This window comes from Acinetobacter pittii (assembly GCF_022449185.1).
Lineage (GTDB): Bacteria > Pseudomonadota > Gammaproteobacteria > Pseudomonadales > Moraxellaceae > Acinetobacter > Acinetobacter pittii_I.
The window spans coordinates 225,369-240,975 of the sequence record NZ_JAKUKO010000002.1; the positions used below are offsets into that span (position 1 = coordinate 225,369).

Below are 15,607 nucleotides of genomic sequence, written 5' to 3' on the forward strand. Positions count from 1 at the left end.
CCTTAGCTTTTTACCCTAAACCAAGCTGCATAAAGCGCTGGTACAAAGAATAAGGTGAGTACAGTCGCTACAGCCAAACCACCCATAATTGCAATTGCCATTGGTCCCCATAAGGTGGAAAGTGTTAGAGGGATCATTGCTAAAATTGCAGCCAAAGCTGTGAGTAGAACAGGACGAGTACGTCCTACAGTGGCTTGAATAATTGCTTGTTCAGGTGATTGACCTGTCGAAATATTCCTATCTATCTGATCAACCAGAATAACTGAATTTCGCATAATCATGCCAGCCAGAGCAATTACGCCTAATGTGGCCACAAAACCGAATGGTGCACGAGTAATCAATAAGGCTAGGCTTACTCCGATCATGCCAAGTGGAGCTGTTAATACCACCATAAACATGCGACTGAAGCTTTGCAGCTGTAACATTAAGAATATTGCCCACAGTAACAACATGACAGGCATAACAGATTGAATGGCTGCATCTGCTTTAGCACTTTCTTCAATCGTTCCACCTGTTTCGATACTGTATCCAATAGGCAACATTTTACGAAGGTCATTTAACAAGGGTTCAATTTGTTTTGAAACATCTGGTGCTTGAGCACCATTTACATCAGCACGCACGCTGAGAGTGGGTAAACGGTTACGTATCCAGATCCCGCCTTCTTCTAATACAGGTCTAAGTTCAGCAACTTGGTCGAGAGGAATATTTCTTCCGTTTAATGCACGAATCGTAATTTGGCCCATTTGAGCTGTATCAAGCCGATTATCTGCTTTCGCTCTTGCTACCACATCAATTAATTCGGTACCTTCTCTAATTTGAGTGACCGTATAACCACTTAATAACATTTGTAAGGTACGTGAAATATCTTGCGAACTGATTCCTAAACTACGGGCACGTTCCTGATCAATGATAAATCTGATGGCTTTACTGCGTTCATTCCATTGAAAATTGACATCGCGTACATTTGGATGTTGACGCATAATGTCACGGACTTCGCCAGCAATTTCACGAACTTTTTCCGGATCTTTACCACGAACCCTAAACTGTACAGGGTAGCCGACCGTCGGTCCTAACTCTAGTCGATAAACCCGTGTGCGAATATGTGGAAACTGTTGAGTAAGACGATTATGCAAATCAGAAGTTAGCTGACTCGCTTGTTTAATGTCTTTAGGATAAACAATTAACTGAGCATAATTATTTTTAGGTGTTTCCGGATCAAGAGATAAATAAAAACGGGGAGAACCACTTCCTACATAAGCTGTGTAATCTCGAACCCGTTGATCGCTAGAAAGTAATTTTTCAACCTGTTTCGTTGCATTTAAAGTTGCTGTGTAGCTAGCACCTTCTTCGAGTTGTACATCAATTAAAATTTCTTCACGCGGTGAATCTGGAAAGAATTGTTGAGGAACAAATTGGAATGCAACTAAAGATAAAACAAAGCTGAGAACGGTTGCCAGTAAAACCCATTTTCTGTTTTTGACGCACCATACAATTTTACGGCTAAACCATTGTGAGAGTTTATCTCTATAGGAATTTTGTGTGGAGTGAGGCTCATGAGGTTTTACCTTGGGAAGTAAAACGGTGCCTAGAAAAGGCGTAAATAATACTGCTACTAACCACGAAACAATTAAAGAAATCCCAACGACCCAAAAAATTGATCCGGTAAATTCACTGGTTGAAGATAAAGCAAAGCCAACTGGGACAAAGCCCGCGGCTGTAATTAATGTGCCTGTTAGCATTGGAAAAGCTGTACTACTCCAGGCAAAACTGGCAGCTTTAAAACGGTCTAGACCTTCTTCCATTTTAACTTGCATCATTTCAACTGCAATAATCGCGTCATCAACTAACAAGCCCAAGGCAATAATAAGAGCACCTAACGAGATTCTTTGTAAATTGATATCTAGGCGCCACATCAAGAAAAAGGTAATACCTAAAACTAGAGGTACAGATAAAGCAACCACAATCCCTGTTCGCACACCCAAAGCAAATAAACTAACAGCTAAAACAATGGCTAGTGCTAGCACAAAGTGTCCGAGAAACTCATTCACCGAATGTTCGACAAGGCTAGGCTGGTCTACTATTTTTTCAATAGTAATGCCAGCAGGTAAGGCTTCTTGTACCTCTTTAATGCGCTGATCAAGTTGTTTTCCTAAAGCAAGAATATCGCCTTTTTCTGTCATGGAAACTGCAAGTCCAGTGACTCGTTCACCATTTCGTCTCATTGAGATTTGGGGAGGGTCAATAAACCCTTTACTAATATGGGCAACATCTCCTAGATGAATATTGTGTGATCCAACCTGAACTACAATATTTTTTAAGTCTTGTACGGTTTTTACATCTCCATCAACACGAGCATATATACGTGCATGAGGACCTTCAAAAGTTCCTGCTGATTCAACCGCATTCTGTTTTTGTAAATCGTTGACCAAATCTAAGGGTGAAATACCCAGCTGGGCTAACTTTGCATAATTGAATTCAATATAAAAGCGAGGTTCTTGAATACCTAACAACATAACTTTTGATACATCGGGAACCTGAAGAAGATGATCTCTTGTAGAAAGAAGTACCTGCTTCATTTTGACGTCGTCAAATCCATCAGCATGAAATGCATAAATAGATCCAAAGGTATCCCCAAAGTCATCATTAAAAAAAGGACCTTGAATATCTTTAGGTAAATTCTGTCGTATGTCGTTTACACGCTTACGTGCCTGATACCAGCTTTCTTCAATTTGGCTTTTACGAGTCCAATCCTTCAGAACTAAAAAGATCGTTGCTTGACCTGGGCGTACATAACTTTGTACATAATCATAATTAGGTACTTCTTGCAGTGTACGCTGAATCTTTTCGACCACCTGTTGTTCTAGATCACGTGTGGTAGCACCTGGCCAATTGACGTCTATAGTCATGACTTTGATCGTCAAATTAGGGTCTTCAGCTCGCCCTAATTTAAAATAAGCCACGGTACCTAAAAGTAGGGAAAGTAGCATCGCAAAAATAACTAATGTTCGATGCTGGAGGCCCCAGCTGGATAAGTTAAATCCTTTCACGGCAACCTCCCATCCCACGCTTTTACAGCCATCTTAGTGTCTAGGCGATGTACCCCAGCCGTGACAATTCGTTCGCCAGCCTGAATTCCTTTGGCAACCGTAATGGTTTCAGTATTGATTTTGCTCAATAAGACGGGTCGAAGTTGAAGATTTTTCGCGCCCTGAGGGAGTACCCAAACCGCGGTTTGCTGTCCTTTTTGAAACAGGGCACCAATAGGTAAAATAATTTCCTGATTTACATTGTTATTTAAAAAATGGACGGTTGCTGTCATACCTAATTTAGCTGCAGCAGGTAAATTCGATATAGAAATTCGAACACGATAAGTTCGGCTGTTCGGGTCTGCAACAGTCGCTATCTCACGCACATGCCCTGTAAATGTATGCTCGGATAAGCTAAGTAATTTGATGCTAGCTTGTTGATCTATTTTAAGTTGATTAATCTGACTTTCTGGAACATCGATCTGTACTTCATTTTCACCGTTTTGAGCCAGTTTAAATATAGGAGTTCCAGCTGAGATAACCTGCCCACTTTCTGCCTGAACTTCAGCAATTGTTCCCGCTGCGGGTGAACGCAAAGTCGTATAACTTAGATCGTTTTTTGCTCGGTCAAGTCGGCTTTGAGCTGCATTGACCTGTGCTTGAGTATTTTGATATAGGTTTTCAAGACTATCGAGATCGGCTCGTGAAATAGCGCCTATGTTAACCAGACTACGATTGCGATGTAGATCTCTTTGTACTCTTGCGAGGGTACTTTGAGCTTGGTGCAATTCAGCAGATGCTTCCTGAATACTTAGTCTAAAAGGAGTATCGTCTAACTGTGCTAATGGCTGATTTTTGCTAATGGTTGCGCCTGTATCAACTAAACGTTTTATGATACGACCTGCTACCCGAAAAGAGAGTTGGCTTTCAACTCTAGGCACAATATTTCCGGAAAAAGATAAATTAGAAAGTTCACCAGCAGGAGATGCTGTGGTGAGTTGAACCGCAATAACTTTTTCTGGCTCCTCGGTTTTATGGCTACAGCCAACGAAGAATATAAGACTTATAAAAATTAAAACGATAAAAATCATATAGATATTTTGTTCTAATGATTTCAATTGATTTTTAAACTCTATTGGAGGCATTTCATAGGTCCTTAAAGGGAGTTTTTAAATAACTAAAGTTTTCAGAGAAATATTTTTGTACTGGTTCGCAAAATATTTGAATTTTGTACTGATTTGTATAAAATAGTCAATGAATTTTTCAAGGTGATGAGTAATGGAAACTAAATCACGAGGAAGACCGCGTTCTTACGATCCTGAACAAGTACTAGAGCGTGCTTTACATGCATTTTGGAAAGGTGGGTTTTCTGGAACTTCTCTAGACACTTTAGCTTTGGTCACAGGATTAAACCGACCAAGTCTTTATGCGGGTTTAGGAGATAAACGTACAATTTATATAAAAGCCATGCGTTATTTTCAAAAATATGCCAAAACCGAATTTGGCAAGGCATTGCAATCTAAAGAGACGGATCGCTCTTTTGCCGATGTGATTTTGAGATATTTGCAAACAGCCCTTGAAGTGGATGGATACCACGAAGATATTAATTTAAGCGGATGTGCAGTTATATCTACTGCCATGGCTGACGCGCTGGCAGATAATGAGATTCAGGCTGTATTAAAAGAGGTCTTAACGGAAATGGATGAACAGCTGTATCAACGTCTGGATATGGCTCGGCTAAATCTAGAATTGCCTAGTGATACTGATATTAATGCCTTAGCTTTCTTAATGACTTCGGCTGCACATAGTATTGGAATTCGCGCTAGGGCTGGTTTGAATTTACAACAAATTGAAGGATTATTGCTTTCTGTATCTAAAATGCTTTGCCCTGCGTAAGAAAAAAATTCGGTTTAAATTAAAGCTCTCTAAAATTTATCATTTATGTTTTAAAGAGAGCTTAGATTTTATTTTTCAGTAATATAGACGTAAAATTGATATCAATGTTTAGGCGTTCTGTTCATTAAAAAGATGCCGAAAATAATAAAAATCGCGCCATATAAAAACGATAAAGTCGGCTGTTCATGAATGAAAACCCAAGCCATAAGTGCTGCAAAAATCGGTTCTGAAAGCTCGGTCACTTGTACCTTTGCCGCACTCATATAAGACAATGCTTTAGTAGTACAGAAAAAGCCGAGTATGGTCGGCAGCATAGCTAAACCAATCAAACCTAAAACAATGTCACTATTAAAATTAATACTGTGAAAATTAATTAAAAACGGAACGGCAAGATAAACACTGCCAAACAGTAATAAATACTTGGTAAGAAACAGCCCGCCGTTTAATTTGAACTTTTTCACTAAAACCGAAAATAGGCCATAACCCGTACCGGCAATAGAAGCATTGATCAGCATTAAAAGGCTATTTTCACCTTTCCATGAAATAATACTAATACCAGCGACTGCCAATAATGTTCCAATAAGAGAGTGAATATAGATGCTTTCTTTTAAAATGAACCGACCAAAAAATAGGGCAGAGATGGCAGCCGAAGCCATGAGTACCACGACTACATTGGCGGCAGCACCGTGGTTATAGGCAATCGTCTCGAAAAAGAATAAAGAGAAAATCCCTAAAAAAGCACATATGGCAATTTGAGTAAAAACGCTGAGTTTACTTGGCGTGCTGCTAATGTATGCAATCTTTTGGCTAACAGGGACTTTAAATAAAAAAGCACTTAAAAAGAAAAAGGCGATAATGGTTTTTAAAAAGGCAATGTCTTGTGGGTTTAAACCACTGTGCATGAGTAATTTACTAATTACACCAATAGAGGCATTGAGTGCAGCTGCACAAAGCGCAAATAGGCTTCCAATAATTAGATTATTCACTCTTATAATTCTTCCTAAGTTTTACGCATGCAGTCTACAATATTTTTTGGATGAATATTCAACAAAAATAATCAATTAACGCTTAATATTTTCAATGATTTATTTTGAATTGATTTAATAAATTTTACTCAAGACTAAAGCATTCTATAGACTTTTGTTTCAAATAATTGTGATTTAGAGCGCCAGCTCATATTATATAATTAGTTAATTATTAAAGAATTTTAAAAATGATTAAATCAATTATTACAGGCTGCGCGGTTCTTACACTTTCAGCTTTGGCGGTCACGCATGCAGAGTTTTCTTATGAACAAGAGCTACAACAAAGCTGTAATAAAGTGAAGCAATACGCGAGCTTAGGTAAGAAATTCTATGACCAAAAACAATATAAAAAGGCGCTCGAAAATTTCCAAAACCAAGCCTCTTGGACTGCTTTTTGTAAAGCTAATGCAGATGAAACCACAGTTAAATTTACTGACCGTGATATTGAAGTTGCCAACAATAATGTGGGCTTAGCCTATGCTAAATTAGGTCAGCCACTTTGGGCGAGAGCATGGTTTATGCTCGATGAAAAATCAAAATCTAGTCAGTTTAATCTTAAGCAATTACCTACACCTAAAGCATCAAATGACCTATCAGGTGAATATGTCCGTTACTCTGGTTTTGGGGAGTGGGATCACATCACGGTAAGCCGTAAGCAGGGCCAATATGCAATTAGCTATGCCGGTTTATATATGGGACTTAGAAGCTTGATCTATGGCCCAAATATGGGTGAGTTTGACACCAAAATGCCGACTAATAAAAAGCAAACGGTTTATAAAAATGAAGACTGCCGAATTCAGCTCGATTTTAAATCTAACGCAAAATTAGGTAACTATATTCAAGTTAAACAAAGCGAAGGCGAGTCGGGTTGTGGCTTTGGACATAACGTCTATGCAGATGGAACGTATTTAAAAGTTGAGTCTGGGAAATAAGACCAAACATATAGGAACTAAATAATGAAAAATATATTTGCGCCTTTACTACTTCTTTCGACGGTTATTTTTTCTGCTCACATTTATGCAGAGCCAACTAGCACATGCAAAGAAGTGAAATTCCAAAAGGCCGATCAAACTTGGAGTGGGCACTATTATCTAAATGGTGTGATGGAAGTGGGTTCGGAACTTTTACTTCAACCAGACGGCAAGTTTCAATGGATGCTCGCTGTTGGCGCTTTAGATCAATATGCCGAAGGCACATGGTGGAAAAATGAAGACTGTATTGGTTTAAAACCAGAGGCTAAATTTAAAAAGGATTTAAGCATTTTCCCTGAAAGCCTAACGATTTCGGATAAATCCTTAGATGCGATCTGGGAAGGTGGACGCCAGCAGGGCACATATAGCAAAAATTAAATTAAAAAGTCCGACACAGAGTCGGACTTTTTTTATAGCTTCGTTTTTAATGATTTACCGCAGCAAGTTGCTGAGCGTTATAGCGTGCGCCCATGTTTGGATATCTCGCAATAATCGCGTCGATTTCTGCCAAATCTGCCGCTGTTAAATGAAGGTCTACAGCACCTGCATTTTCCACAAGTCGCTCGATTTTACGTGTACCCGGAATTGGAATAATGTCGTCACCTTGCGCCAAAATCCAAGCCAAAGCCAGTTGAGCCGCTGTTGCGTTTTTGCTTTGAGCAAAGTCGCTAAATGCTTGCGCCAAGCTTTGGTTATTTTTCCAGTTATCGCCTTGATAGCGTGGCAATTGACGACGGAAATCGTTTTCGTCTAGGCTACCCACATCAAGCGTATTGGTGATTAAACCACGTGACAGCGGTGAATACGGCACAAGGCTAATGCCTAACTCGCGAATCGTTTGCAAATGAGTTTGCTCAAACTCACGGGTAAGCAATGAATATTCATGTTGAACCGCTGCAATCGGGTGAATTGCATGCGCTTTACGAATGGTTTCCGCCGACGCTTCACTGAGTCCTAAATAACGAACTTTACCTTGTTTGACCAAGTCCGCCATTGCACCAATGGTGTCTTCAACTGGAACATTCGGGTCAATGCGATGCGCATAATACAAATCAATCACGTCTGTATTTAAACGTCTTAAACTGTTTTCGACCGCAACTTTAATCCACTCAGGAGAGCCGTCGATATAAGACTCTAAAGAGTTTTGTGGGTTAAGGTTATCTTCTTTATAGCGGAAGCCAAATTTGGTCGCCAAAAATACTTTGTCGCGATGTTTTTCTAAAACTTTTGAGAGTAAAACTTCGTTTGCGCCGTTGCCGTACATGTCGGCGGTGTCCCAAAAGTTAATGCCGAGGTCTAAGGCCTTTTCTAGAGTTGCAATGTTTTGTGTGTCGTCTGAGGCACCATAGGCAAAGCTCATTCCCATGCAACCTAAACCAAGTGCTGATACTTTTTCGCCTGTTTGTCCTAAAGTTCTATATTTCATTTTTCACACTCTTTTTTGCAAAATCACTTGAGTAGAAAAACTATAAAATGCTTTGGCTCAAACTGACGTATAACATTCAAACCAATAATTATAAAATTCAAACAATCTGTTTTTAGGCCACACAGTCTTCACGGAACTTTTTAGGTGAAAAGCCCGTATTTTTCTTAAAGAAGTTGGTGAAATACGCTGAATATTCAAAACCTAAGCTATACGCAATTTCAGAAATATTCCAACTAGTGTGCTGTAGCAGCGCTTTGGCTTCTTGCGTAATACGCGAGCTAATATGCTCAGAGGTGGTTTTACCTGTGGCTTCTTTTACAGCTCGGTTTAAATGGTTCACATGCACCGACAAGCCATAGGCATAGTCATTTGCAGTTTTGAGTTTAAGCTGAAAATGGGGCGAGTCGATCGGGAACTGGCGCTCTAATAACTCAAAGAATAAATGGCAAATCCGAACCGCAGCATTGCTATGTTTTTCAAACTGTTGGGTCGGTTGCATTTTCATGGCTTCATGCACAATCAGGTGCAAATAGTTTCTTAAAACGTTGTATTTATGAATATAGTCTGAATTTATTTCAGTCATCATCTTTTTGAAAATAAATGAAATTTCTTCAACTTGTTGATCATTTAAAAAATATAGCGGGTCGCCGTCGACCTTAAACAGCGGGGAATCTTTTAAAAAGCTTTGTCTTGATTCTTGGTTTACAAACTCTTCGGTAAATAGACAAAACCAGCCTGCCTGTTCAGGCGAATTAATTTCCCATGCATAAGGAACCATCGGGTTTGAAAACAGTAAAGCAGGGCGGTCGACTCGTATCCAGCGGTTGGCGTAGTGAAGTTCGCCTGTGCCTAAAACTAGTGAAATTTTATAATAATCGCGGCGGCTATAAGGTGTGAGAAACGAGCAGGCATCGCGTTGGAACACGTTAAAATGTCCAAACGAGGTTGATGGAACCGAGTAATCGCTATCTCTGGTTAAAGAAAAGCGGCGATAAAAATCATGTATGGTTTCCATGTCTTTGCCTGCATGCGTTATCAATTTATTTAAAGTTATAAAATTCAAACTTTATTTGCTATAACTTTTTTGCTTATTAAAAAAATATATGGAAATAATAACTATTAAAGTACTAATACCTGTTATCCATGAAATTTTAGTATCAAAAACTAAATAATCAAAAAATATTGTTACAATTGGGACTAAAAAGAATAAAACGCTTACTTTATCTGCAGAATTATTTCTTAATAAATGAAATAGAAGAAGCATTGCCGAGATAGATACAATAATAGTCATCCACAGCACACTAAAAGTAAATTTCAGATTCCATATTACGTGATGGTCAACAAAAGGGAGAATACTTATAAATATTACAGATGAGAGCAATGAATGAAGTAAAGCAGAAACTAATAAATCATTATTATTATTGTTTTGAAAAATTGAACCTATCGATATACTTGCCATAGCTAGAATCGAAAACAAAACTCCGGCAGTAGTGATATTTGAGACATCTCTTGCACCTGCTACAGCCATAATAAGGCCAAAAAAACCAGAAAATAAGATAAACCATTTATATAAACTATTTATTTGTTGTAATAGTAACGCTGTTAATAAAGGCTGAAGGCCTAGAAAAATTGAAAGTAAACCTGGTGATAGATGATTGAAAATAGCTAAAAAGTAAAATATTTGATATAAAACTTGTAACAATAAGCCTACTAATAGAACTCCTAGTAAGCTTTTTTTGTCTAAATTAAATATATTTTTATATTTATCTCTAAAAAAGATAAATATTATTGCAGATAATATTAAGAATGAAAAAAACGATCGTAGAGCCAAAAAAGACCATACTGATGAATATTCTAATCCAATTTTTACAAAAATTGCTCCACTACTCCACATAAGTAAGAAGAGAATAGGTATGATTATATTTTTCAATTTTTTCTTCTCTATTTTAATAAAAATTACCCAAGATATTTATCTTGGGTAATTTAACTTATATTATATTGCCCAATCATTTATGAAAAACCTTTCACCTATATTACGTTTTTCAGTTAAATATTCTTTAAGGTTCTTTATCTTAAGTGTAACTTCATCATTTCCAGCCTTTTGTGCGGCTGTATGAATCCAATTATAACATTCGGATACTTGAACATCGTAAATAAAATGTAATTTTGATAAAGCAAAAACTATATCCTTAAAAGTATGTTTTGAAATAATTTTTGATGTCGATTCAATTATCTCATTAACTCTATCATTTGTAAGCTCTTCACGAACTATTAGATAATCTCGCTTATAATCTAGTATTTTAGCTCTTTCTGAAAATATTGCCTCTGGTTTGAAGATATCGCTAAATATATAATCTAAACATAGGAACATACGGCTTTTATTTGAAAAGTTAATTGCGGCATGGTCCATACTTGCATCCAAAAACCAAACTTCTCCTTTAAGCATTTGAAAAACTCCACTTTCATCTGAGTGAAAGGAGTTTTTATTATCTTCTAAGGCAATAAAAACACGAAAATAAGTTACTTCTGGGCTCAATTCGACAAAGTCTTTATGAGGAATAACCATACCATCGATTAGACTTCTAGCCCTCACCATTTTTAAACTTTCTTTTGTAAAATTTTCATCAATAAGTCTGGATATATTAGGTAATTTATCTAAATATTCTGTTGAAAAACAATTTTCTGAATTTTTGTATTGAGTATCATCAGATTGCCCTGAGCTATTATATAAGGAAATATTCTTCCAATAACCTTGTCCAAACTCATCATATTCTTCCTGTTGCTTTTTAATGCTATTGATAAAGTCTATTTCTTCCGTTAAATTATAAGAACTTAAATCAATTTTAGCTAAAAGATAAGATGACATATTCAACTCCAAATATAATTTTGTTTGTGGATTGAGTATTTTTTATACAATACTTATTTTTAAAATTTTAATGTTGTTAAATAATTTTACTTTTTATTGGTCTATTTATAAATTAATCATACTAAATGAAATATTAATTTCATAAAGTTTAAATATTCTTCTGATTTTAAATTAATATTTATATCTTAATATGAAATTTTAATAAGTAAATAAGATTGATTTTTATTTAATAGTTGTTATTTTTTATTATTTCTCTTTAGTGAGGTAATATTAAGAATATTTCTATCATCAGAAATGTCTGAAATCCTAAATATTGCATATTACCCTTTCACTGCTGGCCTACATTGCCAGTCGGTTGTAGCAGGCTGACTTTACATACAGCACATCAGATTTACTCCTTTTGAGTTCTATGTATAAAAAACCACCGACCCCTCACGTTGCGGTAGGGTGATCTGCCCCTATTAAAGTTGGATAGCTAATTAAGTTGGTTTGAAAATGAATGATTTTTTATAAATACTCTGGGTAAGCAATGTAAGAAGACTCTACACATTCGAAGCCCATTTGCCGATAAAGACTAACCGCTGGGGTGTTATCAACGTCAACAATTAAGTGGGCAATCCGTCCATTTGCAACAATCCGATTAACTGCAAATTTTAAGATGCGTTCGGCAAAACCTTTTCGGCGATAAGTAGGGAAAGTATATGTGCCGCCAATAGAAACCAGACGATCAGTTTCTATGCCTAAACGCACAATTGAAACGATTTGTTGATCTGCTTCAAGCACAATAATTTTTTGTTGTTGAATTAGAGATACCCAATCAGGTGTTTCATTTACGGATCGCTCTTTATTGTATAGATGTTGATATTCATCAAGACGGGCAATATCCGAAAGTTCAGCCAAGCGCCCTTGAGCTTCAGAAAATTGGCGTGAGCAAACCATGATCCATTGATCATATTCTCGTAAAATACGCCCTTTTTGTTTTATCTTGACATGTAATAAGTCTCGCCCGATTGCGGTCGTTACAATCCGACGCGGTTGAAGCTGTAAAATTGAGGTACAGAGCAATGAACCAGATGATGCCTCTGACGGAACCCAGAAACAGGTGCCACCAGCAACGATGACCGCGACTCCTAGCAGTTGCTCGGCGTTTTGTGAGTTATACAACCGCAAGAGTTGCCACTCTGCATTGGTAGCTTGTGTTTGAGCAAGAAAGGCCATCGCCCCAATAGAATAATTGGACCGTTCATCAAGCCATTGAAAGATAAGTTGGTATTCTTCTGAACTGGTGGGAGGTCCCTTTATTATCATTATTAATTACCTATTCAAATCATGAACTCAATCATAATTCACTATCCTATATTTTTATTATCATGACATCGTTAAATTTAAGTTGAAGGTCTTTTTAGCTTAAATATCTAATTGAATAAACAACAATAATTATTTAACCAATTTCTATTCAACCTTACATTGACACTCAAAAACTCGCGGATTATCCTTTGCCTGCTGGCCACATTGCCAGCCGGTTTTAGCAGACCGCGGTACAGTGCATCAGATTTAATCCTTCTGAGGATGGAATCTGCTTGTATTCCACTCGTCTCCCTGACGTTACGTTATGGTAGGGCGGAGGGGGGACACCTTCGGGTGTGCTGGTTCTGTACCCAGTCTGCTAACCCCCCTTCGTTCTGCCACCATCTTTTAGCAGAGATTGGCAGAATTCTTATTTGTACAGGAATCCGTCATATGCGTACTATTTTATCTATCTCATTGGCAACCTTTGCCAAAGTCTTTACGTCCATACCCAACTGGTCTTTAAAACGGTTTAATCGACTCTAGGTTTTAAGCCATAGGTCATTACGACTAAAAAATCATAGCAACAATAAAACCCGAGATAGACGAGCACACCTTCTCGTGCGGCTTTTGCATGCCTGTTTTTAGCGCTCAATTTAAGAGCGACGGCATTTCTATCTCTTTTATTTACAACAAGAAATTATTTTAAACGGTATACATGAAAAATTTAGAAGCTTCCTTTCGAGCGACGCGAGCGCTATACACAGCAGCAGAGTTATTTAAACAACATGGCTTCAACAAGGTCGGGGTGGACCGAATTGTTCGCGAGGCCAAAATGACTAAAGCCACCTTTTACAACTACTTTTACTCCAAAGAAAGACTGATTGAAATGTGTTTGTTGGTTCAAAAAGAGCAGTTAAAAGAAAAAGTACGGGCAGTAAGCGAAGCTCGCCAATATCCAGATTTGGTTCATCAGCTCAGGCAAATTTACCTTTTACATGCTGACCTAAAAGGTGCCTATTACCTTTTGTTTAAAGCGATTTTTGAAATTAAAAAGCTTTATCCAAATGCCTATCAAACTGCACTCAGATATAGGCGCTGGCTTAAAAATGAAATTTTTTGGGTACTGAGGGAATCTAAAAAAAGAGCCACATATGAAGAGTCTGATATTTTTGTATTTATGATTGATGGCGCGATTTTTGGTCTTTTAGGTTCAGATCAGACAAAGGACAGAGATACATTGCTTGAGTATTTTTTAAAGCGGGTTTGATAGGGGAAGGCCCGACAGGAGTTGGGCTTTGTAGTTTATAATTACTTTTTTAATAAACTTTAGAAATTTATAATTTATTTCTCTTAAGTTAATAGAAAAAATATATGTTTGAATTTTTTATAAAATACTTGATATTAACTGTAATAAATTTTTATAAAGAAGACATCTTTTTCATTTAATAAATTATCAAATTTGAGGTCCATAAATTGAGTATATTTGATTTATTTTCAAAAAGACAAAAAAAATTACGGGGGGAAATTCCAGATGTTTATCAATATGAAGATATTCCTAAAACTCTCAAGATTCAAATTATTCATATTATAAGAGATGTATTAGGTAACGAGAGTTCTCCCTCTGCACACCAAGTATATGAGTTTATACATAAAACTTTATGTAAAGAATATGGACGATTTTCTTTAGGTGAACACTATGAAAGTGATCATAAGGTTATATTTAACTTTTTATTGAATGAAAAGAAACATGAGTATTGTTTAGATGTTATTGAAATATTTTTTAAAGTAATTAACAAGTATGTGAGAGAAAATGCACATAAGTTTTTTTCCTCTAAACAAACACCTGATAAGGCAATTGAGGAACTAAATATAAGGTTTAAAGAAGCTGGTGTTGGATATCAATTTGAGCAAGATGAGCTGATTAGAGTTGATTCACAATTTTTACATTCTGAGGTTGTAAAGCCTGTTCTTCAACTTCTTGGAAAAGATCGAGATTACCAAGGAGCATTTGCCGAATTTTTATCTGCACATGAACATTATCGGCATCAGCGATATAAAGAATGCTTAAATGAATGTCTTAAAGCATTTGAAAGCTTAATGAAATCTATCCATAAAAAGCATTCTTGGCCATTTAATCAAAATGATACCGCCAAAAAATTAATTAATAGTTGTTTAAATAATGGTTTAGTCCCTATATATCTTCAGAATCAATTTTCTTCATTGAATATTTTGTTAGAAAGTGGTGTACCTACAATACGGAATAAAGAAGGTGGTCATGGACAAGGACATGAAATAAAAGAAGTTCCTGAATATTTAACAAGTTATGCGCTACATTTAACTGCTACTAATCTATTATTTTTAATTAAATGCGAAGAAAGTATATAAGTTAAGGAGATGTTTATTTTGATGGATATAATAAAAAATTTAGCCGTAGTAAATACGGCTTTTCTATCATTTAGATAACTTTAATTTCTAGCGCTCACTCAAAACCAGCTTCTTAATTTTCACAGCTTTCTCAAAGTGATCTAGCTTATGCTCCATAATCCACCAATGCGCTGCTTCCATCAGTAGCTCAGGATTATCGTTCTTATTTTTAAAAAAAGCGTAAAAAGACAGACCGACATTGTCTCCCTTCTTTTCAATTTTATCGTCACATCCCTTAATAAAAATTTCTCTTAATTCATGTCTCATATTGAGTATCACTTTCAGTCTATAAAACTAAGCCGGCTTATTCTGCTCGCCCCATTGGCACATCATATCTAACAAAGGAATCAAAGACTGTCCTCTTTCTGAAAGACGGTACTCAACTTTTGGCGGAATTTGAGGATATTCTTTACGATGAATCAGTCCATCTCTTTCTAATTCTTTAAGAGTATTGCTGAGCGTTCTAAAAGAAATATTGCCAATACAGCGTTGCATCTCATTAAAACGCATGACATTTTTTTCATACAGCCAATACATAATAATCATTTTATATTTGCCATTAATTAAAGAAAGAGTGTAGCCAAAACCTGTCTCTTCTAATGGTGTATATGATGGAACGCATTCAGTCATTTTTAAAATCTACACTATCTTTTGGTATAGTATATAACATAAATTACCGTACT

Annotated in this window: 15 protein-coding genes; 5 read left to right on the forward strand and 10 right to left on the reverse strand. The window is 36.6% G+C overall.

Annotated features, from left to right (window positions below; translation table 11 throughout):
• Nucleotides 1-2 precede the first annotated feature (2 nt).
• Both MKX14_RS07055 and MKX14_RS07060 read right to left on the reverse strand, forming a co-directional pair.
• Nucleotides 3-3,047, reverse strand: coding sequence for an efflux RND transporter permease subunit (locus tag MKX14_RS07055; protein ID WP_240282123.1), 3,045 nt, complete (start codon nucleotides 3,045-3,047; stop codon nucleotides 3-5).
• Nucleotides 3,044-4,171, reverse strand: coding sequence for an efflux RND transporter periplasmic adaptor subunit (locus MKX14_RS07060; protein WP_240282124.1), 1,128 nt, complete (start codon nucleotides 4,169-4,171; stop codon nucleotides 3,044-3,046). The genes MKX14_RS07055 and MKX14_RS07060 overlap by 4 nt, the downstream gene beginning before the upstream one ends.
• 133 nt (nucleotides 4,172-4,304) lie before the next feature.
• Between MKX14_RS07060 and MKX14_RS07065 the strand changes: the two genes are divergently transcribed.
• A complete protein-coding gene (locus MKX14_RS07065; RefSeq protein ID WP_240282125.1) occupies nucleotides 4,305-4,922 on the forward strand; it encodes a TetR/AcrR family transcriptional regulator in 618 nt (205 codons plus the stop codon).
• Between the two features lie 101 nt (nucleotides 4,923-5,023).
• Here the strand turns inward: MKX14_RS07065 and MKX14_RS07070 are convergent, their stop codons facing one another.
• Nucleotides 5,024-5,908, reverse strand: a complete 885-nt coding sequence (locus MKX14_RS07070) for a DMT family transporter (RefSeq protein WP_240282126.1) — start codon at nucleotides 5,906-5,908, stop codon at nucleotides 5,024-5,026.
• 227 nt (nucleotides 5,909-6,135) lie between these two features.
• Here MKX14_RS07070 and MKX14_RS07075 point away from each other — a divergent pair, with 227 nt between their 5' ends.
• Both MKX14_RS07075 and MKX14_RS07080 read left to right on the forward strand, forming a co-directional pair.
• Nucleotides 6,136-6,879, forward strand: a complete 744-nt coding sequence (locus tag MKX14_RS07075; protein ID WP_240282127.1) for a hypothetical protein — start codon at nucleotides 6,136-6,138, stop codon at nucleotides 6,877-6,879.
• 24 nt (nucleotides 6,880-6,903) lie between these two features.
• Entirely contained in the window at nucleotides 6,904-7,296 is a 393-nt protein-coding gene (locus MKX14_RS07080; protein ID WP_240282128.1) for a hypothetical protein, read from the forward strand.
• Between the two features lie 46 nt (nucleotides 7,297-7,342).
• Here MKX14_RS07080 and MKX14_RS07085 read toward each other — a convergent pair whose 3' ends face one another.
• The 5 genes from MKX14_RS07085 to MKX14_RS07105 all read right to left on the reverse strand — a co-directional run bounded on the left by MKX14_RS07085 (nucleotide 7,343) and on the right by MKX14_RS07105 (nucleotide 12,518).
• Nucleotides 7,343-8,344, reverse strand: a complete 1,002-nt coding sequence (locus tag MKX14_RS07085) for an aldo/keto reductase (RefSeq protein ID WP_240282129.1) — start codon at nucleotides 8,342-8,344, stop codon at nucleotides 7,343-7,345.
• Nucleotides 8,345-8,456: 112 nt separating this feature from the next.
• Complete coding sequence (locus MKX14_RS07090; protein WP_002052189.1) at nucleotides 8,457-9,359, reverse strand: helix-turn-helix domain-containing protein; 903 nt, start codon at nucleotides 9,357-9,359, stop codon at nucleotides 8,457-8,459.
• 51 nt (nucleotides 9,360-9,410) lie between these two features.
• Nucleotides 9,411-10,274: a DMT family transporter gene (locus tag MKX14_RS07095; protein WP_240282130.1), complete on the reverse strand. Its 864-nt coding sequence runs from the start codon at nucleotides 10,272-10,274 to the stop codon at nucleotides 9,411-9,413.
• Between the two features lie 63 nt (nucleotides 10,275-10,337).
• Nucleotides 10,338-11,210 (reverse strand): aspartyl/asparaginyl beta-hydroxylase domain-containing protein, encoded by an 873-nt coding sequence (locus tag MKX14_RS07100; protein ID WP_240282131.1) that lies wholly within the window; start codon nucleotides 11,208-11,210, stop codon nucleotides 10,338-10,340.
• A 507-nt stretch (nucleotides 11,211-11,717) separates the two neighbouring features.
• Nucleotides 11,718-12,518: a GNAT family N-acetyltransferase gene (locus tag MKX14_RS07105; RefSeq protein WP_240282132.1), complete on the reverse strand. Its 801-nt coding sequence runs from the start codon at nucleotides 12,516-12,518 to the stop codon at nucleotides 11,718-11,720.
• 697 nt (nucleotides 12,519-13,215) lie between these two features.
• Here MKX14_RS07105 and MKX14_RS07110 point away from each other — a divergent pair.
• Nucleotides 13,216-13,767, forward strand: a complete 552-nt coding sequence (locus MKX14_RS07110; RefSeq protein ID WP_240282133.1) for a TetR/AcrR family transcriptional regulator — start codon at nucleotides 13,216-13,218, stop codon at nucleotides 13,765-13,767.
• A 206-nt stretch (nucleotides 13,768-13,973) separates the two neighbouring features.
• Nucleotides 13,974-14,885 carry an STM4504/CBY_0614 family protein gene (locus tag MKX14_RS07115; protein WP_017403294.1) on the forward strand — a complete coding sequence of 304 codons (912 nt, stop codon included), beginning with the start codon at nucleotides 13,974-13,976 and terminating at the stop codon, nucleotides 14,883-14,885.
• A gap of 87 nt (nucleotides 14,886-14,972) precedes the next feature.
• Here MKX14_RS07115 and MKX14_RS07120 read toward each other — a convergent pair whose 3' ends face one another.
• Nucleotides 14,973-15,191, reverse strand: a complete 219-nt coding sequence (locus MKX14_RS07120; protein ID WP_240282134.1) for a DUF6500 family protein — start codon at nucleotides 15,189-15,191, stop codon at nucleotides 14,973-14,975.
• Nucleotides 15,192-15,218: 27 nt separating this feature from the next.
• Nucleotides 15,219-15,554, reverse strand: coding sequence for a winged helix-turn-helix transcriptional regulator (locus MKX14_RS07125; RefSeq protein WP_240282135.1), 336 nt, complete (start codon nucleotides 15,552-15,554; stop codon nucleotides 15,219-15,221).
• Between the last annotated feature and the right edge of the window lie 53 nt (nucleotides 15,555-15,607).

Excerpts from the sequence above, each read along its gene's own strand:
- MKX14_RS07060 (WP_240282124.1), bottom strand. The coding sequence starts at position 4,171 with ATGCCTCCAATAGAGTTTAAAAATCAATTGAAATCATTAGAACAAAAT.
- MKX14_RS07065 (WP_240282125.1), top strand. The coding sequence starts at position 4,305 with ATGGAAACTAAATCACGAGGAAGACCGCGTTCTTACGATCCTGAACAA.
- MKX14_RS07075 (WP_240282127.1), top strand. The coding sequence starts at position 6,136 with ATGATTAAATCAATTATTACAGGCTGCGCGGTTCTTACACTTTCAGCT.
- MKX14_RS07080 (WP_240282128.1), top strand. The coding sequence starts at position 6,904 with ATGAAAAATATATTTGCGCCTTTACTACTTCTTTCGACGGTTATTTTT.
- MKX14_RS07085 (WP_240282129.1), bottom strand. The coding sequence starts at position 8,344 with ATGAAATATAGAACTTTAGGACAAACAGGCGAAAAAGTATCAGCACTT.
- MKX14_RS07090 (WP_002052189.1), bottom strand. The coding sequence starts at position 9,359 with ATGGAAACCATACATGATTTTTATCGCCGCTTTTCTTTAACCAGAGAT.
- MKX14_RS07100 (WP_240282131.1), bottom strand. The coding sequence starts at position 11,210 with ATGTCATCTTATCTTTTAGCTAAAATTGATTTAAGTTCTTATAATTTA.
- MKX14_RS07105 (WP_240282132.1), bottom strand. The coding sequence starts at position 12,518 with ATGATAATAAAGGGACCTCCCACCAGTTCAGAAGAATACCAACTTATC.
- MKX14_RS07110 (WP_240282133.1), top strand. The coding sequence starts at position 13,216 with ATGAAAAATTTAGAAGCTTCCTTTCGAGCGACGCGAGCGCTATACACA.
- MKX14_RS07120 (WP_240282134.1), bottom strand. The coding sequence starts at position 15,191 with ATGAGACATGAATTAAGAGAAATTTTTATTAAGGGATGTGACGATAAA.
- MKX14_RS07125 (WP_240282135.1), bottom strand. The coding sequence starts at position 15,554 with ATGACTGAATGCGTTCCATCATATACACCATTAGAAGAGACAGGTTTT.